The 26,055-nt window shown below is 31.2% G+C and carries 19 protein-coding genes and 3 pseudogenes; 3 read left to right on the top strand and 19 right to left on the bottom strand.

Going from position 1 to position 26,055, the window contains the following annotated elements; all coding sequences use genetic code 11:
• Window positions 1–106 precede the first annotated feature (106 nt).
• From THEBR_RS04865 to THEBR_RS04855, 3 genes are read right to left on the bottom strand one after another with little or no spacing between them, the layout of a single operon-like run.
• Window positions 107–1,705 (bottom strand): ATP-binding cassette domain-containing protein, encoded by a 1,599-nt coding sequence (locus THEBR_RS04865; RefSeq protein WP_009052261.1) that lies wholly within the window; start codon window positions 1,703–1,705, stop codon window positions 107–109.
• Window positions 1,702–3,309 (bottom strand): ABC transporter ATP-binding protein, encoded by a 1,608-nt coding sequence (locus THEBR_RS04860; RefSeq protein ID WP_009052260.1) that lies wholly within the window; start codon window positions 3,307–3,309, stop codon window positions 1,702–1,704. The genes THEBR_RS04865 and THEBR_RS04860 overlap by 4 nt, the downstream gene beginning before the upstream one ends.
• A 16-nt stretch (window positions 3,310–3,325) precedes the next feature.
• Complete coding sequence (locus THEBR_RS04855; protein WP_009052259.1) at window positions 3,326–4,690, bottom strand: radical SAM/SPASM domain-containing protein; 1,365 nt, start codon at window positions 4,688–4,690, stop codon at window positions 3,326–3,328.
• A 770-nt stretch (window positions 4,691–5,460) separates the two neighbouring features.
• Here THEBR_RS04855 and THEBR_RS04850 point away from each other — a divergent pair.
• A pseudogene (locus tag THEBR_RS04850) lies at window positions 5,461–6,817 on the top strand (IS1380-like element ISTps2 family transposase).
• A gap of 478 nt (window positions 6,818–7,295) precedes the next feature.
• Here THEBR_RS04850 and THEBR_RS12380 read toward each other — a convergent pair.
• The 4 genes and pseudogenes from THEBR_RS12380 to THEBR_RS12220 all read right to left on the bottom strand — a co-directional run bounded on the left by THEBR_RS12380 (window position 7,296) and on the right by THEBR_RS12220 (window position 12,220).
• Window positions 7,296–8,114: pseudogene (locus THEBR_RS12380) on the bottom strand (ABC transporter transmembrane domain-containing protein).
• Window positions 8,115–8,147: 33 nt separating this feature from the next.
• Complete coding sequence (locus THEBR_RS04835) at window positions 8,148–9,881, bottom strand: ABC transporter ATP-binding protein (protein ID WP_009052257.1); 1,734 nt, start codon at window positions 9,879–9,881, stop codon at window positions 8,148–8,150.
• Between the two features lie 19 nt (window positions 9,882–9,900).
• On the bottom strand, window positions 9,901–11,283 hold the full coding sequence (locus THEBR_RS04830; RefSeq protein WP_012269247.1) for a radical SAM/SPASM domain-containing protein: 1,383 nt from the start codon (window positions 11,281–11,283) through the stop codon (window positions 9,901–9,903).
• Window positions 11,284–12,070: 787 nt separating this feature from the next.
• Window positions 12,071–12,220 carry a hypothetical protein gene (locus tag THEBR_RS12220; protein WP_013570803.1) on the bottom strand — a complete coding sequence of 50 codons (150 nt, stop codon included), beginning with the start codon at window positions 12,218–12,220 and terminating at the stop codon, window positions 12,071–12,073.
• A gap of 101 nt (window positions 12,221–12,321) precedes the next feature.
• On the opposite strand from THEBR_RS12220, the pseudogene THEBR_RS04825 reads away from it, so the two are divergent.
• Window positions 12,322–12,510, top strand: a pseudogene (locus tag THEBR_RS04825) (helix-turn-helix domain-containing protein); the annotation flags it as partial.
• Between the two features lie 96 nt (window positions 12,511–12,606).
• On the opposite strand, the gene THEBR_RS04820 reads toward THEBR_RS04825, so the two are convergent.
• The 5 genes from THEBR_RS04820 to THEBR_RS04795 form a co-directional block, all read right to left on the bottom strand.
• Window positions 12,607–12,810, bottom strand: a complete 204-nt coding sequence (locus THEBR_RS04820; RefSeq protein WP_009052252.1) for a hypothetical protein — start codon at window positions 12,808–12,810, stop codon at window positions 12,607–12,609.
• A 225-nt stretch (window positions 12,811–13,035) separates the two neighbouring features.
• Window positions 13,036–13,713 (bottom strand): ABC transporter ATP-binding protein, encoded by a 678-nt coding sequence (locus THEBR_RS04810; protein WP_012269246.1) that lies wholly within the window; start codon window positions 13,711–13,713, stop codon window positions 13,036–13,038.
• A 2-nt stretch (window positions 13,714–13,715) separates the two neighbouring features.
• Window positions 13,716–14,843, bottom strand: coding sequence for a hypothetical protein (locus tag THEBR_RS04805; protein WP_012269245.1), 1,128 nt, complete (start codon window positions 14,841–14,843; stop codon window positions 13,716–13,718).
• Window positions 14,827–15,891: an ABC transporter permease family protein gene (locus tag THEBR_RS04800; RefSeq protein WP_012269244.1), complete on the bottom strand. Its 1,065-nt coding sequence runs from the start codon at window positions 15,889–15,891 to the stop codon at window positions 14,827–14,829. The genes THEBR_RS04805 and THEBR_RS04800 overlap by 17 nt, the downstream gene beginning before the upstream one ends.
• A 130-nt stretch (window positions 15,892–16,021) precedes the next feature.
• Window positions 16,022–16,459 (bottom strand): hypothetical protein, encoded by a 438-nt coding sequence (locus THEBR_RS04795; RefSeq protein WP_013570802.1) that lies wholly within the window; start codon window positions 16,457–16,459, stop codon window positions 16,022–16,024.
• 482 nt (window positions 16,460–16,941) lie between these two features.
• On the opposite strand from THEBR_RS04795, the gene THEBR_RS04790 reads away from it, so the two are divergent.
• The gene (locus THEBR_RS04790; protein WP_012269242.1) at window positions 16,942–17,907 is read left to right on the top strand and encodes a helix-turn-helix domain-containing protein; all 966 of its coding nucleotides are present in this window, start codon (window positions 16,942–16,944) and stop codon (window positions 17,905–17,907) included.
• Window positions 17,908–18,113: 206 nt separating this feature from the next.
• On the opposite strand, the gene THEBR_RS04785 is transcribed toward THEBR_RS04790, so the two are convergent.
• The 7 genes from THEBR_RS04785 to THEBR_RS04755 form a co-directional block, all read right to left on the bottom strand.
• Window positions 18,114–19,844, bottom strand: a complete 1,731-nt coding sequence (locus THEBR_RS04785) for an ABC transporter ATP-binding protein (RefSeq protein ID WP_012269241.1) — start codon at window positions 19,842–19,844, stop codon at window positions 18,114–18,116.
• A gap of 260 nt (window positions 19,845–20,104) precedes the next feature.
• Entirely contained in the window at window positions 20,105–21,460 is a 1,356-nt protein-coding gene (locus THEBR_RS04780; RefSeq protein ID WP_003867561.1) for an IS1380-like element ISTps2 family transposase, read from the bottom strand.
• Window positions 21,461–21,571: 111 nt separating this feature from the next.
• Window positions 21,572–22,294 (bottom strand): DUF2357 domain-containing protein, encoded by a 723-nt coding sequence (locus THEBR_RS04775; protein ID WP_012269240.1) that lies wholly within the window; start codon window positions 22,292–22,294, stop codon window positions 21,572–21,574.
• Window positions 22,269–22,607, bottom strand: a complete 339-nt coding sequence (locus THEBR_RS04770; protein WP_012269239.1) for a hypothetical protein — start codon at window positions 22,605–22,607, stop codon at window positions 22,269–22,271. Before THEBR_RS04770 ends, THEBR_RS04775 begins: the two co-directional genes overlap by 26 nt.
• A 228-nt stretch (window positions 22,608–22,835) precedes the next feature.
• Window positions 22,836–23,879 (bottom strand): IS30 family transposase, encoded by a 1,044-nt coding sequence (locus THEBR_RS04765; protein ID WP_011025138.1) that lies wholly within the window; start codon window positions 23,877–23,879, stop codon window positions 22,836–22,838.
• 74 nt (window positions 23,880–23,953) lie between these two features.
• Window positions 23,954–25,324, bottom strand: a complete 1,371-nt coding sequence (locus tag THEBR_RS04760; protein ID WP_012269238.1) for an McrB family protein — start codon at window positions 25,322–25,324, stop codon at window positions 23,954–23,956.
• A 17-nt stretch (window positions 25,325–25,341) separates the two neighbouring features.
• Complete coding sequence (locus THEBR_RS04755) at window positions 25,342–26,049, bottom strand: hypothetical protein (RefSeq protein ID WP_012269237.1); 708 nt, start codon at window positions 26,047–26,049, stop codon at window positions 25,342–25,344.
• Window positions 26,050–26,055: the final 6 nt, after the last annotated feature.

Genomic DNA, 26,055 nt, shown 5'->3' with positions numbered 1-26,055 from the left:
AAGTGCTCCCATTTTTCAGTACTTTTTTGGTGGAGCCAAGGGTACTTGAACCCCCGACCTTGTGAATGCCATTTTTTATAAGGTTTAGACAATAAAAAAATTGCTATTATCTCTCATCTATCCTTACTTCCCTCTCACATAGGTTTTGTGCAATTTCATCTCTATGTGTTATCACTAAAGCTGTCCTATCTTTAAGATACTCCTTTAAAAAGCTTATGATTTCTTTTTTAGTCTCAATGTCCACTCCCTCAAGAGGTTCATCAAGAATAATAAAGTTTTTGTCGTGAGCTATAAGCCTTGCCAGTAAAATTCTCTCTTTTTCACCTTGAGAAACATTTGAAACATTTTCTTCAATTGTATAATCCAAATCAAAAGGAAGTTTCACTATTCTTAAAATCCCCTCTAACTCCTCCCTCCTGTAAAAGTCCTCCCCTAATTTTATATTTTCTTCAATTGTTGCCGGAAACAAAGTAGAATTCTGAGAAAGCACTGCAATCTGCTGATAGAGCCAGTCCTTAGAAATAAAGTTTATGTCCTTCCCATTTATGAGTATCTTACCTGATGTAGGCTTGATGTCTTTTAAAATAAGTGTAACAAGCGTGCTTTTCCCTTTACCAGAAGGTCCTAAAATGGCAATCCTTTCACCTTTTTTAATACTAAAAGAAAAATCTTTAAAAATATCTCTACCATTTACTGTATAGTTAACTTTGTCAAAAATGATTTCTTCAATTTCTCCTTCAGGTACAATTACCCCTTCTTCTTTTACCTCTAATTCCTTTAGAATATCAACTGCATTTAGGCTGTTTTTTATATTTAAAAGAATTGAATTTAAATATACGATTGGCCCTGTAATCATTGTACTGTACCCAATAAGCACTATTCCTGCACCTATTTGATAGCTTCCAATGTACACCTGATAAAGGCCCCATGTAAAGACCAATAGTTCATAAAAAATCCTTACAAAATCAAGCTCTATAAAAAAGTGAATAAAATCTCTAGCAAAAATTTTAGACGCCATTTTCCTTAATTCTTCTGTAAAAATATCATTTCTTTTTAACTCATAGGAAAAAGCATTCAATACATGTATCTCCTCTTTGTTTTTTATAGTGTCTTCTACGTTGCTCAGATACTCCATTTTCTTCTCTATCAATTCTTTATTGTGTTTCATAAAATATTCATTTCCATATTTATAGATGCAGATAGATATGAGGATAAGGACAACTGAGACAACTCCCACAATTTTATCTATAAAAAATATTATTACTGTTATTACAAAAAGCTTTATGAGATTAATAATTCCTGTCATAGCTTTAATGTCAAAAAGAGTAGAAACCTCTCTCGTCCTTTCCAAAACCGTGTCTGTATAATATTTTGACCCTTTTTCCGCAACTTTGGAAGGAGGAAGATTAAATATTTTTTTGATTGCAACTAAACAGAGGTTTTCGTGAATTTTAGCCTGCTGCCTGCTGTTTATAAAACTTGTATAAGACCTAAGTGTCAGAAGCAAAACAGTAAAGCCTAAGAGCATCATAAAAAGATGTAATGGAAAAATCCTTGTGCTTTCAACTGTATTTAAAATCTGCCCATAAAGTAATGGCAATATTAAAAGTCCTGTTTCAGATAGCAAATATACGGAAAAAACAGCAAAAAAGCTTATCAAAAGAGTTTTATTTATTGAACGAAACACCCATTTTATATTAGTCATACTGCATCTTCCTCTTCCATTATATATATTGTCCTGTCAGCAATTCTCAATAAACTCTTATCATGAGTAACTAAAATGCAGGTTTTGCCTTTTAGCAGTTCTTTTAGTGTATCAAGTATTTCTTCTTTTCTATCTTGGTCTACACCTACCAAAGGCTCATCAAGTAAAAGAATTTCCGGATCAAACAAAATCGTCCTTGCTAGTGACAATCTCGACCGTTCTCCTCCTGAAATAAGCTTTCCTGTCTGTCCTATTTGTGTATCAAACCCTTTTGGCAGTTTCTCAAACCACTCCAACAGTCCTGCCTTTTTCAAGGCTTCTACCAATTCTTCTTCAGAGGCATTTGGTTTTGCTATAAGCAAGTTTTCTCTAAGAGTGCGGTTAAATAATCGCCCTCCTTGAAATAACATGCCTATTTTAGGCTTCCCCTGTAAAAAAATCACTTCTCCCTTTTGAGGTTTTAAAAATCCCGTTATAATCTTTAAAACAGTCGATTTTCCTATCCCGCTCCTGCCAATTAAAGCAACTATCTCACCTTTTTTCACCTGCATACTAAAGTTTTTTAAAACAAGCTTTCCATCATAGCTAAAACTAACATTATTTAAAATCAATTCTTCAAAATTACCTGTGCCTTTATCTTCCATCTCTACTTCCGGTAATTCAATTGCCTCTTGTATTTTTTCTATATGAGGTGGAAAATTCTGAAGCCATTTCAAGTTTTCAACAATATAATTAGCTTTATCATAAGACATTGTAGAAAACGTTATTAGCATTACTGCTGTGCCAAAACTAAAGTCTCCCCTTACAAAAAACAGTAAAGACATACCTATAGCTGCAAGTTTCCCAAATTCATTAAAAAGGTTTATAGAATATCCATTTAGAAAATCTCTTAAGAGATAGTTTTTGATATTGTCAATATAAGAGCTGAAATCCTCTAAAAATTTCTTCTTCAAAAAAGACTCCCCTCTGTAGTGTATGAGGTCCTCTATCCCCTTTAAGTACGCATTTATATGGTCACTTGTTATCCTTAAATTCTCTTGCGCTCTGTCATAATGAGGAATTACATATTTTTCTCTCAATAAACTTATAAGGGTTACTGCAAAAAGAATAACAGTAACTATAATTAAAAGCGGTTTGCAGTAGACAAATAAAATTGCCAGTATAGCAATAAACACGATAAATTCTGCCGGAAGAGTGTAAAGAAAATCGCTGTAAAGCTGTGAGGCAAATCTCACATCATTTGAAAATATACTCGCCCAGTAACCTGCATCTTTTCTTATAAAAAATTTTAAATCCATCTTAAGTATAGAGGAAAAAAGCTTATCTAAAAGATTTTTAGTCATTTTTTCTTTTATGTATACATTCATCAAACTCCACAATCTTATTGATGCATACCCAAGTATCGTGAGAGCGATGTAAAAAAACACTTTTTCTTCAGGATAAACTCTTGTAGTAACTGCGTTTATAATATCTCTATACAAGAAAGGCAAAAGAACAAACAATAATGAATGAATTATTGAAATTATGGTGTAAGCAATATAATAAATTTTATCTTTTTTAGGAATTATCTCCCACAAAACTTTAAACTTTTTTATTGCTTCCATAATAAAACCCCTTTATTTAGTCTGTATTATAAATTAATTTAATCTGCTCTTTTATTAAATCTTCTACTATTGATTTGCATTTTTCATTTTTATAAATATTTTCTTCTTCTCCGTTTGCTATTTTTTTTCTCACATCTGGACATAGACCAGCACAGTATGTAATATATTTACATTTTAAGCATTGCCCATTGTTAGCATTTAGAAGTGACACTTTTTCCACGTAATCCAATCTATTTTTGTTTTGAGGTAATATTTCAAAATTATTTTCAATAAGCTCATCTAAAGTACAATAGCTAGAATCCTTGACAAAAACATAATTCCAACATTTGTATATATTCCCAAAAACATCAATAGTAAGATTACTAAGTACATCAGTTTCTGCATTACAATATGCTCTTACACCACCACTTTCAAGTGATGGGTTAATAAATCCTAATTTTACTGCTTTTTTCATAATAATTTTACGTTTGCTATAAAACTCCGAAAGTGAAAAAGAATCTCGATGCCCAAATACTCTTGCTAAATCAAGTGAAAGCAAACCTTTTCCTACAAACGTTTGAAATCTACTATATAATTCCTCTATTAATATCTCAATATAATCTATATTACCTTTATCAATATTTACTCTTACAACTGTATTTACTCCGTTTTTCAGAAGATTGTATATCCCATCTAAAATCTTTGAATAGGTCCCTTTTTTATTAGCAAGATATCTTCTCTTATCATGAATTATTTCGGGTCCATCAACAGTTATTTGTACATATTCTGTGTTTTGTTGCGATAATTTAGTAGCTATACTTTCGTCAATTAAAAAACCGTTAGTAACAATCACATTTTTATATCGTATATGATGTTCATTTCCTAATTTTATAAACTCATTATTTAATGTAAAGATTAAGGACCATTCAAGTGAAGGTTCACCACCATACCAAGTTACTTGAAGCGATTTTACTTTATAATTCATTATCATATGATTTAAATATTTTCTCAAATTATTACAGAATTTGCTTTTTATTTCATCATTAAGTTCAAATGACATCTTACTATCAGAAAAATTTTCGTAACAATATACACAAGAAAAATTACATTTATTAGTAACAGCAATATCTAACTTCAAATTATAAGAAACGTTATACTTAGAGAAAAGATACTTGTTTCGAATACTCAAGTACTCATCTATTGTGTCTTCAATTAAAAAACCATTGTCTGCTAGTACATTTTTTTCATCGGTTTCAATGACATCTGGATTATTTAGATAAAAAGCTTTTTTAAGTTTCTCGTAGTGTTCATCATCCAGCTCTATCAACGCAGAATTTATGGTATTTAACAAATAATGATGTTGGTTTACATCTAAAAAAGAGTAAAATTTTGTAAATTTCATTTTTCACACCCCTAAAGTCTATAAATTATGTCAGATAAACCTCTAATTTTGAGGTATATTAAACCTTACAATACTTGGTAGGGAAAAGATTATAGAGAAGGATTTGAGAAAAGAGAAAGCTTCTTGCTTCGTGTCAAAAGCAGTAATTATCAAAACCAAAACCCACAAAAAAGAAATCCTTGCTGTGCTCATAAGGCACATATTGGTTACTCTCTTATGAGCACAGCATTTTTTATTCAAGAATAGTTTGTATCTTTTATTTTAGTATATCTCAATACTTCTACATCCACCCAAATGGGAACAAGGTCCACAAAGTGGTGGAATTACCTTTAATCCATTTTGTTCTAACTTTGCTGGTGAAAGTACCTTCATTTATTTTTCACCTCCTTGCTTTTTGAAATAGACTTGTGCAAAATTCAAAAGCCTTCATTTAAGCGATTCTGGAGACATACTTTTTCCTATCACTCTTGAATTCTTTATCTTTTATGTAGAATTTCCCCTCATATTTGTCGAATTATTCTTTTATATACAACATAGAAATATTTTTAAGAAAGAAGAAAACCTACCTTTTTAGCTACTTTTGAATATACCCTAATTATTTAAATTTAAACTTGGATTCGGCAAGTGAATTTACGAAATGCCCAAATAGAGCCATTTGAGGGCTAAATTAAGTGAAAAATTTTTTACAAAAAATATATGGAGATTCCCCTTTTTCTGATAAAATTTAAGTGTCAAACAAAAACATTAACAGAAAGGAGAATCTCCATAATATGAGTTTAACACTTAATCTTACAAAAGAAAAGGGGTTTTCAAAATATATTTTGCCAGCAACTTTTGATAATTTTACAGTATCAAACAATGTAACTTTCACCTATATCCAAGCATTTAAAGAAAAAATCGGCTTTAATAAAATTCTTTCAAGCATATTATCCTTTAAAAAAGCACCAAATGCTGTTTTTCAACCAGCCGAGATTATTGACTTTATGATTGATTCTGTAATTCAAGGGAATACCCGCTTTCTTCACATGGACCAACTAAGATATGATAATGCATACACAGAAATTAAAGGGCATAAAGTTCCCAGCGAAAAAGTATGCAGAGACTTAATTAAAGCTTTGCCTGAAAGTTCTCTTGAAGAATTAAGACTTATTAACAAGACTTTGCTTTCCTTGCAATCTAAAGGAACGAAACGTGAAGTCATTATGAATTTTGATGATACAGTTTGTACTATATTTGGAGAGCAGGAAGGTGCTTCAGTAGGTTATAATCCAAGGTACCATGGTCGACCATCTTTCAAAGAGAAAATCGGCATTATTGCTAATACTGATGAACTTGTTAATGTTACTCTTGAAGAAGGTAAACATCACACAAATCATGGTTTCTTAGATTTTGTAAAATCTTGCGAAGAACAGCTTCCTGAAAATTGGATAATTAAGCGAGTACGCGTTGACCGTGGAGCATTTGACTACGATAATATGCTGTATTTTGAATCTAAAGGTTATGAATATGTAATGAAAGCTAAAAATCAGGCATGGATCAGATGCTTTATAGACTATGTCAATCAAAGAGAACACCTTTATCCTTGGACTGAAATAGATAAAACCTTTAGTGTAAATGAAATATATGCAAAAATGCCTAAATGGGATAAAGTACGCAGAATTGTGATTATACGCAAAAAACTGCCACAGCCCAAAACAGGGCAGATTTGTATGGATATAGACGAATTCAAATATGAATATCAAGCTATAGTAACAAATATTGAGTACATGACACCTGAAGAAATATTTCATGAATACAACCAACGCTGCGACATTGAAAACAAAATAGATGAACTAAAAGAAGGATTTGCTTTTTCAAAAAAACAGTCAAAGAAACAAATTTTGCAACGAAATATTTTTGCTTATCAAAATGATCGCTTACAATCTCCATAATTGGTTCAAAAGGACTATCTTGCCAGAGTTTATGAGTCATCATGAGATAACCACAATAAGGCGAATATTATATAATGTACCTGGTAATCTTGTTGGGAAAGGACGTTATAGGCATATACGTTATCCTAATAATCCGTTTCTTAAAACTGTGATAACGTATATACGAAAAGCACTAATGGTATTTTGCTTAACATAGTAAACACATAGAATATACCAAAAAATATACCAAATGATAGAAACCGCCATATCAAGTAGACGGTTAGCTTTGCTATACCTTAAAAGAGTAAATTAACTGTAAAAAAGGATATAGCTTTTATTCTTTCAATGTAAATATGCAGTTATCAAAGTGCAAAACTTATAACAAAACACCGTTTTTTTTACATTCATGGAAATTGAATTTTTAATTTGCTTGCTACTTGCCGAATTCAAGTTTAATTTTGTAACTGTAAGTTACAACAGGTTAAATTTGTAAAATGGCTTCAAAAACAGTGAAATACAGTGGTACAGGATTTAAAAAGGGATTTTTAAAATAAATTATCTGAAAATTTGGATTTTAACATAAATCATCCAAACAAAGGGGACGGTTCTCTTTGTTTGAAACCTAAAAATCGGACAAAAGGAACCATCCCCGGCGTTTGATGTACTTTAAAGAGGAAACTAAATCGATTCACTCATTACTTCATCCCAATGGAATTATAGGAGTGTAGTTCTATTGCATCTTCTTCCCACATACCTAATCTAAACACTACTAACATTAAACCCAAAGCTAAAAAATACCCAATTACATCTGCCATATTCAGTACTAAATTGAATTTGAGCTTATTTTTCTCTACTTCTTCATTTACATTTTCAAAATTCTCTTTTGCCTTTCCTTCTATGCCAAAGCTTTTTATTACCTCAAACCCCGCGAGGATATCTTTTGCCATACTCGTATATTCTTCTAAACTGTGTGAGAAAATTCATCTTAAATCGCTTATCTTTCTATCCAGAACTCTCGGTATTAACATGCTTAAAACTGTCAAACCAATTATTATAAAGGTAATTTTATAACTAAGTATGAATAAAACAATTAGTGCTGCTAAAAATCCCACTCCACTGCTTACCAGTTCAAAAAAGTTGTTGAAATAATTTTCTTCTATCATGTTTATATCGTTGGAAACAATTGAAATATATTTACCGGTATTTACTTCATCAAATTGATTTAAATCTTTTCCTATAATTTTCTCAAAGAGTACATTTTTTAAATGTATTAAGCTCTTTTTGATATAGTCGAATTTAGATATTTGAGCCAACCAGAGTACAAGGCTGTTGAAAATCACAAAAACCAATGCTATTTCAACGGCAGTATAAAAATTCTCTAATCTGCCTATTGTAGCTACATCAAAAAACATTTTTAAGATAAATGCTACAAAAACATTCATCAGAGCAGCAAGAATTGCAAAAAATACTACAATTACAAATTCTTTTTTATATTTTAACAAAAATGCCTTCACTTTGGCTCATCCTCCTCTATAAAACACTTTACCTTACACCACATATATTCCCTCTTCTTCTATACGCTCCTCTACTTTATCCAGCTTCTCTATATTAAACAAACTGTAAAAATACCCTTTCATCTTCATTAAATCATCAAACCTTCCTTTCTCCACAATCCTTCCATCCCTTAATACTATTATCTCGTCATACCTTTTGAGTAGCTCACTCCACAACCTGTGTGTTACAACTATCGCTGTTATGTCCATATCTAGTATCGTCTTCTCTATCATATACGCCGTCTCATTGTCTAACGCCGCTGTCGCTTCATCCAGTGCCAGTATTGACGCATTTGTTATTATTGACCTAGCTATCGCTATCCTCTGCCTCTCCCCTCCCGATAAAAGTTTTCCCCCTTCTCCTACATCACTTAATATCCCCTCTGGCAATTTCTCTAATAACGGCCCTAATCCTGCTATCTTCGCCGCTCTTACTACTTCTTCATCCGTGTATCTGTCATTAAATAGGGTTATGTTGTCTTTTACTGTCCCGTCAAATATGAATACATTCTGATGTAATAGGGTTATTATCTTGAATAAGTCTTTCTTGTCTATTCTTCTTAATTCTATCCCATCTAATTTTATTTCTCCTTCATAGTTTTCATATTGTTTTAACAATAACTTGAGTATTGTGGATTTCCCTGCTCCACTTGTCCCTACTAATGCGTACTTTCCTCCTTTTTTGATTGTAAAGTTTATATTATCCAAAGCTTTTGTCTCCCCTGTGTAGCTAAAAGATACGTTTTTAAATTCTATTGAGTCGTTAAAAGATTTTACTGGTATATAATCATTCCTCTCTTCCTTTTCCTGTAATACTTCATTTATCTTCTGTGATATGCTCTTTAATGAGAGTATCCTGTTGAGATTTTGACCCATACTGTATATTGGCATAATTATGTTATTGGTAAGCTGTACACAGGCAATCATCGTTCCTAAAGTCATCTCTCCTTTTATATTAAAGTATAAACCTACTGCAAATACAGAGAGGAAAATAAAGCTACTTAAAATTTCTGACATGGTGTCAGAGGTATTTAAAAGCACGCTGTATTTAAGCTTTTTATCTTCCACATCTTCATTAACTTTTGAAAACTTCTCATGTACTTTATCCTCTATCCCGAAGCTCTTTATCACTTCAAGTCCTGTAAGAGTATCTTTAGATTCTATAGTAAAAAGTTCTAAGCTCTCAGAATAATCGTTTCTCATTTTAGCAATCTTATCATCAAAAATGCGAGGAATTATTACACTAAGAATTGCCATGAGTATTATCATCACAGTTATTTTGTAACTTAATATAAATAGAGAAATTAATGCAGCCACAAATCCTACTGCACTGCCTAAAAGCCTAAAGAAATTGTTAAAATAATCCTCTTCTACAATCTTTACATCATTTGAAATAATTGAAATGTACTTACCTGTATTAACTTCATTAAAATGTTCCACATCCTTTTTAATGATTGCTCTAAATAACCTGTCTTTTAGGTATATCAAAGTTTTTTTCATGTAATGAAATCGAGTTGTTCTATTTAACCATCCAACTACTGCTTCCAATATGGTAAACATTACTGCGAATTTGACAACAGAATAAAATTTCACCAAATCACGTGTAGTTGCTACATCTATGAGTTTTTTATAAATAAAAGCAAAGTAAATATTTATCAATACAGAAGCTACTAAGAAAAATACTGCAAGCACAAACTCTTTTTTATACTTGAATAGAAATTCTCTCATACAGGTCTTTCACTCCTTTTCACACAACATTTAAAAATTTATCCTCAATTCCTTTTGTTGTTTTCCTTAGGTTGCCGTATAGTTTTTCAAAATTGCCATTTAAAATGTAATATCCTAATTTTTCTAAGACTATTTCTGTTATTTTCCGTATATTTATACACTCACTTGTTATGATATTTTCTTCTAAGTTATTTTTTTGTATAGCTCCCAAGCACTTTACACACCAATATCTAGCAATACATTTCTGACATTCTGAAAATCTAGATTTCTTTATTTTGTAAAAATTATCTGACACCTTATTGAATTTTTTAAAATCGAAGTTTGTAATGTCGTTAAAATCTATTTTCCCCATATGATATTCATTTCTCCCAATGAACAATTGGCATGGCCATATATCCCCGCTGGCTGTTATCGTAATATTTGAGATACCTGTAGTACAAAAATTATCATTATATGATTTGGAGAAAAATGATATTAATGGAAGAGAGTATTCATTTAGATAAATAAACCTATCAGCGATTATATTGTCAAACACATATTCAACTTCTTTTTCTATATCTTGGACCTTTTCCTTTTCTACTTTAAGCGTTTCATCTTCTGTAATCACATCGCCAATAGCAATATATTTTACTTTAAATTCTTTGTAAAGGTACTCTGCGATCTGATGTTTAGAATACTTTTTTTGAGCTGGAAGAGTATATACGGCATCCACCGTATCGAAATATTCTGTTTCCTCCATAAGTTTCCTAGCATTGTGCCTAACAATATCAAAGCTTCCTCTTCCGTTCCTTTTATATACCCTATTAAGATCATGTATTTCCTTTGGACCATCTATGCTTCCTGTAACATTTATACTATACTCGTTAATTAGTTTTATTATTTCTTCATTTAAAATCGTAAGATTAGTGTAAACAATGTAATGTGTTTCTTTTCCCATTTTTTCACATATCTTTCCTATAGCTTTAAATCCAAGTAAAGGTTCTCCTCCAAAAAATACTATAACTTTAACTTTTGGAAAATTTAACTTTATAAAATCAGCTACTTTTTCCGCTATTTCTTCTGTCATTATAGCTTGCCCTTGGTTATAGTCCCCATGGTTTGCATAACAGTACTTGCACTTAAGGTTACACTCATTGCTCGTGTGGATCCTTATCTGGGTAGTCTCTCTTTCTCCACTACTGTTATAATTCCGAAATCTAAACAACAGTTCATATATTTCTTTCTTTTTAGGAGTGCTTTCATTAATGTTTTCATCAAATAAAACTCCTTTTTCTACCTCAAAATATATTTCTTCAAATAAGTTGAAAGTTTCATCATCAATCTCGTATATATCATATTTATTCAAATCAAATAATATTTTCTTGTCATTAGTAATATAAACATTAGCCTTTTCATAATACATCGAAAACACGCTCCTTCTTATAATCCAATTATGATCAAGGAAAAAAGGAGGGTGAGATATGTAGTCTTTCAAACTACACATCTCACCTAATTTTTACTTAATTTCAACGCCGCATATTTTCGCTAAACCACAAAATGCTGGATTAACGATGGGGTCGAAATTTATCTTTCTCACCATTGACACCTCCCCCTAAACAATTTTTATGCTGAGCACATCTTAAAACTTTTTATTTGTATTTATATCACAGTTCTAAGATGTGCATTCAACCTGCCTGAAATCTACTTTTGCTTTGCATCTTTTCTATTTATAATAGTATCTTCTACGATAGTAAGCATTGGATATGAAAAATACTTTTCAATTTCTAAGCTTCTATCCACCCCATGGATTATTTATATCTCCATGTATCCTTGGTTCTCTTTCTTCTGCTACTAGATATTGGAGCACCTCTTTTTTATCATTCACATAAGCTGGAGTTACACTAATGTACGTCAATATTCCAAGTAAAAAAACTATATCACCAGTGAAAATTTTTAATTTTGTAACTGTAAGTTACAATAGGCTAAATTTGTAAAATGGCTTCTAAGAGAGTAAAATACAGTGGTATAAGATTTGAAAAGGGATTTTTAAAATAAATTATCCGAAAATTTGGACTTTAACACAAATAATCCAAACAAAGAAGGCGGTTCTTTTTGTTTGGAATCTAGAAATCGGATAAAAGGAACTGTCACCTGCATTTGTCTCTGGCGTTTTATGTACTTTAAAAAGAAAACTAAATCGATTCACCCCATCATTTCATCCCAATGGAGTCATAGGAGTGCAAGTCAATTGCATCTTCTTCCCACAGTGGAACTACTTTCCCTTCTCCTAATGGACTAAAAAAGCAAGATGTAAATAAAATGTTTACAACAAAGAACATAATTAATATCTTCTTCTTCATTCCATCTTCACCTGCTCTTTACATTTCCTTCTTTTAACTATATAATAGATAATAACCAACATAATTTCAAGCCGATTTGAATCGGCATGGGGTGTTAAAAAATGGATGGTTTCTATTCCGATTTAGAAGCATTTGGTGAAGAACTTAAAAATATTCGCAAATCTCTGGGGCTTTCCCAAAGCGATGTTACTGAACAAGTTTTCATCAGCAGGGATACACTTAGAAAATTTGAAAACGGTAAAGTCATACCCAAACAGGAAACTTTAGATCTTTTGTCCCATCTCTATGAGTGCAAGTCAATTGCATCTTCTTCCCACAGTCAAACAAGGGGGACGGTTCCTTTTATCTGAAAAAATCAAACAGAAGGAACCGTCCCTCCTGTTTGATTATGTATCAGCAAGAGCACCAGTTGGTATTTCAAATAATGTAACCGCTACATGATTTATAATTATGAGCAGTGAAATTTGTGCAAAATCCAAATTAATTCTGTTAAAATATACTACCCAAAAAGGCGCCATTAAAGAGGTAAAAAGATTTGAAAATAATGGTACTGCCAAGAAAAATTGTATATTACCCTTTAAATTTTGCATTTATTTAAATCTTCCTCTTATTGAATCTAACTTCGATACCCTTTAAATAATAAAACTGTTTTTTCTCTTAAACCATTTTTATCTATTGATAAAAAAGAAACATCCGAAAATATGAATATAAAAGTAGCTTTACTTTTCCTTTCCTTATCTATATAATACATGGTAAAGGAAACAATTACAAGCCGATTTGAATTGGCATGGGTATTAAAAATAACCAAAACTGTGTTACTCTTCTATCTCCACATATCCATCCTTTATTCTGAATATCCTGTCACATCTTTTTGCAATAGCTTCATTATGTGTTACAATCAATAAAGTTTTACCCTTGTCTACCAAACTTTCCAGAATGTCCATGATTTTTTCCCCGTTTTCTGCATCTAACGAACCTGTCGGTTCATCTGCAAGGATTACCTCAGGGTCATTTATTATAGCTCTTGCTATTGCCACCCTTTGCCTTTCTCCTCCTGATAAGTTCCTGACCTTTTCGTTTATTTTAACTTCCAAACCCACTTTTTCCAAAACTTCTTCAACCATTTTTCTTTTCTCCGATTTTGTTTTCTTTGTCAAAGAGTACAAAAGAGGTATTTCTATATTTTGAAATACCGTGTCTTCTTCTACCAAAAGAAATTCCTGGAATACATAACCAAAAAATTTATTTCTGAGTTTTGCCCTTTCTTTTTCCTTTAAAGTTGATGCTCTTTTCCCAGCTAAGTAAACCTCCCCTTCTGTTGCGGGAAGTAATAATCCTATTATATTAAGAAGTGTTGTTTTGCCAGAGCCTGAAGGTCCTACTATAGCAATCTTTTCTCCCGCATTTATTTCTAAGTTTACTCCCTTTAAAACCAGATTCTTCTTCTTTCCACTCATGTATTCTTTTTTTACATTTTCTGTTTTTATGAGCATGCTTAATTATCCCTCCTTAAAAATGCTGTTAAGTCTTTTTTGTTCAATCTCCCAACAGACAAAATGGATACAAATAATATTGTTATAAAATAAAACGTAAAGACAAACCACCATACCCACTTGGTGCTTGGCAATAAAAGCATATTAGGTATAGCTAAAAATATAGCTAATGGCAAAATGACAACTAAAACCACAAAAATAGTTATGCGCAAATATAAATCTTTTTTAGTAGCCCCGTATATTTGATGAACAACATATTCTGTAAAGTTGCGCTCTATCATTACATAAAGGAAAGAAACCAATCCAACTATTATGAATATCCCCATGTTTATAAGAAAGCTTGAAAAAAATATAAAATTCATGAAGTCCTCATTATAGTCCTTTTCAATTATACTTTTTAAATCCAATTTTTCAGGAATTAAAGTAACTTTTTTAGTCTTATTTGCCATTTCTACAATTTTGTCAATCTCGTCTTCCTCCGATTTTGTAATATGAATATTTTGTATTAACTCAAGAAACCCTCCTGTTTGGTACAATGTTGCTACTTCTCTTGATGAAGTCAAAACCAGTACTTTGTCGTCTAAACTTCTGTATCTGCCTTTATTTATATAACCCTCTCCCTTTTCTAATCTTCCATCAACCTTGTACGTTTGCCTATTAAAAATTCCCAATTTAATTTCATCTCCAATCTTGATGCTTTTTACATCAGAACCTATAAAAACGTATGAGGGTTTTTCTGTATCTTTGTATTTATCAATGCCAAAAATTTTATCAAAATTCCCCACCCCTATAACTATTTTCGCATCGGGATGTTCTTGTGAAAATTCTGTAGTACCTGCATTTTCCATTACGGAGTACGCATTACCACTCCTGTCAAAAAGATTTTCAAAAAAATAATATATCTCCTTGTCAATAAAAGGACGTTCCCACTGGTTTATGTAATCTTTAAAAAAGATTATATTGTTATTTTTTACAATCTTTAGTGTTTTGCTGTGGTAACTCATCTGTACAAACTGTTCTAAAATTATAATTGTAAAAAACAAAAAAATTGCCATTTGGAAAATAAATAAAAGAATTTTCCATTTGTTTTTTCTAATATCTTTAAAAGCTAATTTAAACTGCGTAATCATATACTTCACCCTTTCGGTTTAACCTGTAGTCTACAGTTAAAAACGCCAAAAACCATATTGCATATCCCAATAAGACATTTGCCAATACGACAATTGATAGTGTTTTAATCGAAACATCATAAATACTGCTGGCAAAAAATAGTTTGTAAAAAATTGTGACTAGCACAGAGCTTAAAAATAAGTACTTCAATATTTCTCTTGTATACCTTAGCAAAAGCTTTACATTTGTTGCTCCAAATATTGAATGTATAATCATAACTTTTTTCTGATTATGCAAAAGTATATAATAGAAAAAATACAAGTTTACACATACGAAAAAAAAGGCTATAAATAGAGGCAAATAAATTTTAGAAAGCAGTATTGAAGAGATAATATTTGTAAGATTACCCTTGTAAAAGCCTTCATCAGTAATGTCATATAAATACCCGTATTTTTGCAGCATCTTTTGAATATCACTAACAATTTGACCTACCTCTTCTTTTGAATTAGAATCAAAATAATAAAATCCAAAAATATTATTAGCCTTGCTAAAATAGTTGTATATATATTCATGAGTTTTGTCATAGAGGGGATGTCTTGAATCGTATACTCCTACTATGTTTAGTCTTTTACCTTCTGCATTGTCTTCAATATAATTTCTACCTAATCTTTTTACATTGTAATCATAAGAATAAGAATCTTCCTTTATGATTATGTCTTTATCAGACACAGCAGAAAACATATCCCCTTCTTTTAATAAGTTTGACTTGTAAAAGTTTATTGGGTCATATAAACCAAGTCCAACATCCTCTATGTCCCAATATACCATTACAATATTTTTATTTTTAACAATTTTATACATTTCCTCTCTAACTTTATGGGCTGTTTCAACGTCTAAGGCTAGTTGAGGATCAAAAGGAGGGGAAATTTGAAGCTCGACAAAATTCTCACTAAGTCCCAAAGGATTTTTTAAAATCGTATCTGCTCTGAAATATGTAAACAAAGAAAAAATGAGAAGTGCTACAGAAAAAATAAAAGTCAGTGTGAAAAGTATAAATTTGTTTTTCATTTTTTAATTCTCCTCTCATTATATGAACTACAACATATACAATGTTGTCTTCTCCGAACCGGAAAGCCCTATAAAAAGCCCCCTTTTAAAACACTCTTATCTGCCAAGTGTAATAAACAAGTGGTTTGTCTTATTTACCAATTTTTATTTCAAAAACTTCCACCATTGGTGTAGATATAGTAAATGGTAAAATTCCGCTACCATATGGTACAGAGTCAAATCCATATTCAAACCGTACTTTTTCAGCAAACGGATTTAAGGTATCATAAAAAGTAATCTCTCTACTGACGAGTTCTCCATTTAGTGACCAGTCAGTATAACATCTACCAGTATCTTTATCTGTATTAGGAATATAATACCTTATATAGCCTCGTAATCTACTCCAACCATTATCATTATAAGCTGAGGTCAATTGAATGTAACCAACGTATTTGTATTGATAGTACTCCGTAGACTTAACTAGATTTGGACCTGACTGATATACAATCGTAGTAATTGCCGCATATGCAGAAGTAGTAAAAGTAACTATCAAAAGAATTACAAACAGGCTTGTTATTTTCTTGTTCATCACCATTCATCTCCTTCTGAAATATTATAAAATTCAGGGGGGCTTTTAATGAACTAATCACGAATTTAAATTATGAGTTATACACATTTATCACAATTTTTTATTTGGTCTATACCTTTTGATAGTCCTCTTCCTTTTTTGTGTATATATTGAACAAAATTGTGTAAAATTTTAAAAATTGTCAGATTCACAGATTAACATCTAATTTTTTGAAATTCGCATTTCATGGAGTTATACTGTATTATGAAAAACTATATAATGTAAGTCTATTGCATCCTCTTCTCCTAATGGTACTACCCCTCTATCTCCTAAGGAACTCAAGAAACAAAATGTAAATAAGATATTAACAATAAAGAAAATAACCAGCAATTTCTTCTTCATTCCATCTTCACCTGCCCTTTACATTTCCTTCTTTTAACTATATAATAGATAATAACCAGGATAATTTCAAGCCGATTTGAATCGGCATGGGGTGTTAAAAAATGGATGGTTTCTATTACGATTTAGAAGCATTTGGTGAAGAACTTAAAAATATTCGCAAATCTCTGGGACTTTCCCAAAGCGATGTTGCTGAACAAGCTTTCATCAGCAGAGATACACTTAGAAAAATTGAAAACGGTAAAGTCATACCCAAACATGAAACTCTAGAGTTATTGTCACACCTTTATAAAAAAGATTTAAATGAGTTGCTCCTAAAATACAGATTAAATGATTATTCTATCTTCTTTGACATAAAATCCTCTCTAGAAAAGAAACTCGAAAGCGGAGATTTTGAAAGTTTGAGAGATGATATTGATAGGTTAAAGAAATTGCTTGAAAAAGGTGATATGAGCCTATATTACTCTAAGTTATTAAATCAACTTTTACTAACTGCTGAGTCTGTCTTTGAAAAAACAATCAATGAAAATTATGAAAAAGCTATGGAAAAGCTTCAAAAAGCGATGGAAATCACTATCCCAAATTTCTCTCTTTCTAATTATGCGGATTTTGTTTACAGTGACATGGAAATTCGAATTCTAATGAACATGGCTTTGCTCCTTAAAAAAATAGAAGGTGCAGAAAAAAGCCTTGAAGTCCTCTTATTCTGCTTACATAATCTTTCTTCTGAAGAATGGGAAACGAGAATAAGGTTGTATTACAATATATCATATACTTATCACATTCTTTCGCTTGACGAAGAAGCTTTACATTATGCAAATCTTGGAATAGGAACCTGTGTAAAAAATAATATTTTAAGTGGTCTGGGACTTCTGTATTTTAGAAAAGCAATTGCAGAGTACAATCTCGGCAGAGAAGAATACAAAGACTCTTTATCTAAATCTATACATTTACTCGAAATAACTGGTCAGGAAAAACTTATAAAGACGATTATGGAGTCCTGCAGGAAGTTTTATAATTTGGAAATTTCTAAGGAAAACAATATGCTTGTAATAAAAAGTCGTGAATGAAATTGGAATATTTAGAAATATTTCTTTTCTTCGATCTCCATGCATCCTAAGAGGAGATATAGTTATAATTACAAAAACTTTTCACACTTCTGTTTATGATAACAGTGAAACAATATTTTTTAACAGACAATAGATAAAAAGCCCTCCTTTTTGTGGAGGACTTTTTTCTTTTAGACAAGAGAAGTTATCTCTTCAACTTGATTATTTCATACAGCTTCTTCTATGGTCTCCATTTCCTCTTTTTCATCAATCCCATAATTATACATATAATAGAAATATCCTCTCTTTTCTAATAGCTCATCTAATGTACCTCTTTCAATGATTTCTCCATCTTTCATCACAAATATTTCATCATACCTTTTCAGTATATCCGGGTCTAATTTATGGGTTACAGCAAGTACTGTCGCATCTAAATTTATAAGCGTCCTCTCTATATCACTCGCTGTAACTTTGTCTAAAGCTACTGTAGCCTCATCTATGAGCAATAGTTCCGCTTTTTTGATAAGAGCTCTTGCAATAGCTATTCTCTGCATCTCCCCTCCGGATAATTCTACTTCGCCTTCACCTATTACTGTATTAAGTCCATTTGGAAGTTTTTCAACAACCTGAACTAGACCAGATTGTCTTAATGCCTCATTTAGCTCTTCCTCCGTACAGTCGCTGTACAGGCAAATATTATTCCTTAATGTGTCTTTAAACATAAAAACCTTTTGCTGTATAATACTAACTTTTTTGTAATAAGAGGCCGGGTCAAAGGACCTTATATCTACTCCGTCAATAAGTACTTGCCCCTCATAATCAGTAATGTGGTTTAATAAGACTTTTAGTAAAGTAGTTTTCCCACATCCGCTTTCTCCAACTAGAGTGTACTTTTTCCCTTTATCTAATTTGATATTTATGTTTGATAGAGCATTCCTCTTTCCATCATAAGAATAGGTTAAGCTTTTAATTTCTATGGAATTTTTGAATTCAAACTGCTTATCCCCTTGTGAAATTTCCTCTTTGCTGGCATCTATTATTTCTTTTTGAATCTTATCTGCTATTTTTTCAACAGACTTTATTTTTGTTGCATATACAGATGCGGAAATCAAAGGATTTACTATATAGTTCATAAGCTGTACAGCAGCAATCATAGAACCTACTGTTATGTAACCTTTTATGACTAAATAGGTCGCTAGAAGAATATTCACAAAAAACATTGCAAATCCTGAAACAATAGACAATGCCCCTTGAAATCCTTGAAATGCATCAGATTTATACCCTGCCATTTCTGCTTCTTTGTTATCTTTTGATGCCATATCGAGTATTTTACCCTCTATGTTGAAGGCTTTTATTACTTCAAATCCTTGAGCCATCTCTTTTATCCTGTTGGTGAATCTCTCAAGTTTTTTGAGGTACTCTGCTTTTAGCTCTTGATTTATCTTTGTGAAAAGTTGAGGTATAATCACTGGAACCCATCCAAAAATAAAAATGATTATAGTGAGATAAACGTTTATACGCAATAATAGATATAAAGACACGACAAATAGCAAAATATCCTCCATAATGCTAATCAAACTTGTGAGATAATTATTCTCTATCATTCTCACGTCATTGCTAAGCAAGGATATTAATTCAGAACTTGTAATTTTTCCTCTTCTCTTGGAATTGATAAAGCTTTCTATAATGGATTGTTTGTAGTCTATCATCACTTTTTTGTTAAAAGCTGCAGAAGCTGCTTTTGATAAGGTCTCAGCCGTAAATACAGCTACCAAAAACCCCACCGAATACCATATTAATGTAGAAATGCTGTAACTTAAATTTCCAACGGAAGTATCAACAATTGTTTTAAAAAGTATTGCCTGCAAGGCTTTAAGGGCTGATACAAAAATTACAAGTACAGCGTTTACTATAATCAAAAATTTGTACTTTAAGATATACTTCTTTATCGTCTTCATTCATATTACCTCCTTGGAATAGTAAACTTGAATTCGGCAAGTAGCAAGCAAATTAAAAATTCAATTTCCATGAATGTAAAAAAAACGGTGTTTTGTTATAAGTTTTGCACTTTGATAACTGCATATTTACATTGAAAGAATAAAAGCTATATCCTTTTTTACAGTTAATTTACTCTTTTAAGGTATAGCAAAGCTAACCGTCTACTTGATATGGCGGTTTCTATCATTTGGTATATTTTTTGGTATATTCTATGTGTTTACTATGTTAAGCAAAATACCATTAGTGCTTTTCGTATATACGTTATCACAGTTTTAAGAAACGGATTATTAGGATAACGTATATGCCTATAACGTCCTTTCCCAACAAGATTACCAGGTACATTATATAATATTCGCCTTATTGTGGTTATCTCATGATGACTCATAAACTCTGGCAAGATAGTCCTTTTGAACCAATTATGGAGATTGTAAGCGATCATTTTGATAAGCAAAAATATTTCGTTGCAAAATTTGTTTCTTTGACTGTTTTTTGAAAAAGCAAATCCTTCTTTTAGTTCATCTATTTTGTTTTCAATGTCGCAGCGTTGGTTGTATTCATGAAATATTTCTTCAGGTGTCATGTACTCAATATTTGTTACTATAGCTTGATATTCATATTTGAATTCGTCTATATCCATACAAATCTGCCCTGTTTTGGGCTGTGGCAGTTTTTTGCGTATAATCACAATTCTGCGTACTTTATCCCATTTAGGCATTTTTGCATATATTTCATTTACACTAAAGGTTTTATCTATTTCAGTCCAAGGATAAAGGTGTTCTCTTTGATTGACATAGTCTATAAAGCATCTGATCCATGCCTGATTTTTAGCTTTCATTACATATTCATAACCTTTAGATTCAAAATACAGCATATTATCGTAGTCAAATGCTCCACGGTCAACGCGTACTCGCTTAATTATCCAATTTTCAGGAAGCTGTTCTTCGCAAGATTTTACAAAATCTAAGAAACCATGATTTGTGTGATGTTTACCTTCTTCAAGAGTAACATTAACAAGTTCATCAGTATTAGCAATAATGCCGATTTTCTCTTTGAAAGATGGTCGACCATGGTACCTTGGATTATAACCTACTGAAGCACCTTCCTGCTCTCCAAATATAGTACAAACTGTATCATCAAAATTCATAATGACTTCACGTTTCGTTCCTTTAGATTGCAAGGAAAGCAAAGTCTTGTTAATAAGTCTTAATTCTTCAAGAGAACTTTCAGGCAAAGCTTTAATTAAGTCTCTGCATACTTTTTCGCTGGGAACTTTATGCCCTTTAATTTCTGTGTATGCATTATCATATCTTAGTTGGTCCATGTGAAGAAAGCGGGTATTCCCTTGAATTACAGAATCAATCATAAAGTCAATAATCTCGGCTGGTTGAAAAACAGCATTTGGTGCTTTTTTAAAGGATAATATGCTTGAAAGAATTTTATTAAAGCCGATTTTTTCTTTAAATGCTTGGATATAGGTGAAAGTTACATTGTTTGATACTGTAAAATTATCAAAAGTTGCTGGCAAAATATATTTTGAAAACCCCTTTTCTTTTGTAAGATTAAGTGTTAAACTCATATTATGGAGATTCTCCTTTCTGTTAATGTTTTTGTTTGACACTTAAATTTTATCAGAAAAAGGGGAATCTCCATATATTTTTTGTAAAAAATTTTTCACTTAATTTAGCCCTCAAATGGCTCTATTTGGGCATTTCGTAAATTCACTTGCCGAATCCAAGTTTAATACATGATGGGGCATATTTAGCACAATCACGATCGATTTATTTAACTTATCAAACACTTGATTTATAATCGCAAAAAATTCAGTAAGACTATTTCCTACCTTGTTTTTAGTCATGCTATAAAAGTATGTCCTTTTATAAAAATCAAATATAAGATTGTATAATTCATTGTTAATATCTTGTAAAAGAGCATAATAATCCTTTTGATAGTCAATTTTAGAAGGAAAAACCTCAATAGTTACCTTTAGATATTCTCGATTATTAACTAGCATAATAAGCTCTGAATATCCAATATCATTTTTAAAATTAATAATACCTGATAATACTCTTTTGGAAGCACCTACAAAACGTACTTTGTTCCTAATATTTATATTCTCATGCCAAAATGACACCTCATCATCAGTTTTTTTCTCAATCACAATTTCATAATTTTGCTGTTCATAAAAAAGAGGATAACTATCCCCCGTATATGACACCAACTTATCCTCTATTGGCGAATAAATTTTAGCAGTATATTCTGTACACGAGATATATATTTTTGCCCTTACGTTTTCATTGATATTTAAAGCTCCAACATTAGGATGATAGGGATTGCCTTTTATTGAAAAATCAAATTTCGGAGTAGATATATAAAGCAGGTCAACATCAGAGCCAGTATGACGTAAATCCATCTTCTTCATATCTCCTTACCATATAAATAATTTTTTCTGCTGACCTTGGATATACACAATTATCCATATCTTTAAGCATCTTATCACTAACATCCATATCCTCATATTCATACTTGGCTTCATAATTGCCAGAACATATTTTAAATAATTCGACAAGTATTTTCTTTATACTGATACTGCTTCCGTGTATCCTGGGCAAAATCTTTTGCAATATTTCTAAATCCATCGCTTCATCAAAATCCATTAAACCATTTAACTCATTGTATATCATATAAAAACTTATTTCATCTCTCACCCTATAACCAAAATGCAAATTTCCTTCTCTTAGAACATCATTAATTTTTTTTATATAAATTGCAATATTAAATGCAACACCTAATGAAAATCATGTAGATATAGGATTTGGAACAAATCATATATAACCTTAAGCCCATCTTAGTTAACAAGTTGAGCGAAGGTCGTGATTTGTCAAGGGTTAAAGTCAGGCGAAGCCTGCCCTTGACAAATCACGAACGAGCTCTAAACTTTATAATGGATGGGCTTAACAGATTTTTGCCAGCTCTTCATAAAAGTATTCCTTAGGCGTTTTGTAATTTAACAATTTTCGTGGAAGGTTATTAAGCCAGTTTTCTACTCTCTTTATCGTATCTATAGATAAATCTTTAATACTTTTACCTTTAGGGATGAAACGTCGTATAAGACCATTATGTCGTTCATTTGTAGCTCTTTCCCAAGATGAATATGGATGTGTATAATATACTTCTACGCCATATTCTAAAAGAGCACTTTCTAAATCACTAAACTCTGTACCATTATCAGATGTTATTGTTTTAAAGACCTTGCTTAAATTGTCACCAAACATATCTTTTAATTTTGATAATGCATCTTTAACAGATTTATTGTCTTTTGCATCTAATAAGAATATTATTTCATGGCGAGTCTTACGCTCTATTAATGTTAAAAGGACCTTGTCATTAGATTTCTTGCCAATTAACGTATCTATTTCCCAATGCCCAAAAACTTCACGGCTTTCAACTTCTTTAGGCCTAAAATCAATACTTTTACCCATAATACGTTTATTTTTACGATTTTGTTTCTTTCTTGGTTTTAAACGTAGTTTTAAAGGTAAATCAATGTTTTTAACTTTTAATAATCCTCTATCTATATAGTTGTACAGTGTTTTAGTACAAACAATAGTTTTATTATTCCAGCTTGGGTCTTTTTTACAATAACCTACAACTGCATCTGGTGACCATTTTTCATTTAATATTTTATTTTCAGCATATTTCAAGAAATCTTCTGCTTTAGCTACTTTAAATTTAGCTCCGCAATTTGAACGATTTTTTTCGTAGATAGCTTGACCGGTTTCAGGAAAATAGCTTGTATAAGAAGATAAATCACTTCTAAGTTGTGTAGTAGTTCCACGTTTAATTTCACGGCTTATAGTGCTTGGAGATCGATTAAGTTTTTTAGCAATATACCGAATACTTCTTCCTTCTTTGAGTAATGCATAGATTTCTCCTCGTTCATAGCTACTTAAGTGTTTAAAAGAACGCTTTTTTGTGGTATCATTATTATGAACCATAGTGAAAATCCTCCTTGTATGATGTTTAGTTGACACCTATATCATACACGATTTTCACTATGGTTTCTATTCTTTTATCTGTTGCATTTAATTATACAACTAACCTTAATTTTTTTTAAAACCAAAATCACATCATCAATAATTTCCCTATAATCAAGACAATCATTTAATGTTAAAAATTCACTCTTCAAAAAACTATTGTTTAATACTTTTTCAGTAATTTCTTCGATATCTCCAACAAAATAATCGAGGTTTACATCAGAAAACTCAATAACATTTGCTCTATCAAGCACTTTTTTGCTAAAGGGAAACGTAGTCTCATCCATATTAACAGTGCCAATGAAATATAAATTTTCAGGTATGTACAAATTGCCATATTCATGGAAAGAATCTTCATCTAACAGTTCTTTGTTCAAAAGGGGATCTGTAACAATTCTATCGCCATCCTTTTTTCGTGACTCTATAATTGAAAGAATATCGCTGAAATAATGCTCTACACGTGCAAGGTTCATTTCATCCAATACAAAAAAGTAAGGTCTATTTATATCGTTTATAGCCCTTTTTATAAAATTTGTTAAAACTCCAGGATGAAATTTATTATGCATATCTTTGTAACCTAATAATTCCGTAGAATCTGACCAGTCAGGTCTTACAGGTACCAACATAAATCGTCCATTCTTGGTATTGCAACCTATAGCCTCCGCAAAAAGTCTTGCAAGTTTGCTTTTCCCTGTACCTGAAATACCAGCAAGAATTAAAAATGGCTTTGACTTCAAAGATAAATAAAAATTTTCTATTAACTTATCATTGTAGCTAAACCCATGATTTTTTATGTAACTTTTTATGTAATCAAGTTCATCTTTGACGTTATACACTATTTCATTAGTATTTACTTTATCATAAGCTACTTCTTTATTTATTACTTCCAAATTAACTATATTTTTCTCATAATTTTTAAAAAAATATGATCGAGGAGTCCTTTCTGAAACATACATTGGATTTACACGATTAGCATAGCTTACACTACCAAACTCTGTACCAAAGCGATAAAGGTTAGCTCTTTCAAAAGTATCATCTTCCAATTTAATCATTGAACTTAATTCAACACCAGCAACACATCTATTTATATCTTTTCTATAATATTCCGGAATCAAATCAAGATAAATACTGTTTTTCATTTCTTCTCTATCTATCATTTTTGTAATTAGTCCTACAGCCGTTATTCGACCTTGTGTATAAAAAAAGGCTTTAGTTTCAATACCTTTTTTTATTTGTTCATTTATAAGTTTAATTTTTCCTCTATCTACTCCAGGACTACCATCGCTAGGTTTTATTATACCCCATATAACTTTACCTTTATCTTTAATAACATCCTCATGTTCTTTAATTGTATCAACTCTATATAGATTATCGTTATATTTCAATACAATGTGTATATCGCTCATATTCATCCCTTCCTATCCTAAATAACAATTACCGTATTATCCCCCATTTTATTCACATTTAAAACCGGTGAATCATAAAAATCCCCTAACTCAAAAGACAATTCAAATGGAAATATTACATACAATTTATCAATTTCAGCGTAACTTATGAATGACTTCTTATTTGACTTAAGATATACTTCCAAAAATAAAAGTTTCAATTCTTTATTCTTTATTTCAATCGTGTTAGCTTTCTTATATATACCTGGTTTTTGTGCTTTTGATAAAACTCCCCATTCTACCATTGAAGAGATTATTTTATCCGTACTAAATTTAACTGTACTTCTTTCTCCCCATATTTCAAATATTCTCTGTCTTACAGTATCTAACTTAAACTCTTCTTGAATACTCAATAACTTACCTATAACAGTGCTAATATCACTAAATAAAGGAAAAGCTGATATAAGCATAAACCAATGAATAAACTTTTTTTCTCCTTCAGACACCTTATCAAATAATACCACTGCTTTGTCTCTCAGATATTTAAATTCCTCCGGAACATCTACCCAACTACTTATTAAAACATCTATACTTTTTCCTCTATTTACCTTACTTTTTACTTGATCCACTAAAAACGCATCTAACTCGTCCTTTATTTTTTTAACATCTTTTTCATTTTTATAAAATTCTACAACTTTATCAAGCCATTCAAGTTTTATTCTTCTAGCAAAACCTACTTTTTTCATCCTATT

Origin of the sequence: Thermoanaerobacter brockii subsp. finnii Ako-1 (assembly GCF_000175295.2) — a bacterium.
GTDB classification, from domain to species: Bacteria; Bacillota; Thermoanaerobacteria; order Thermoanaerobacterales; family Thermoanaerobacteraceae; genus Thermoanaerobacter; species Thermoanaerobacter pseudethanolicus.
This window is presented reverse-complemented; position numbering and strand designations above follow the sequence as displayed.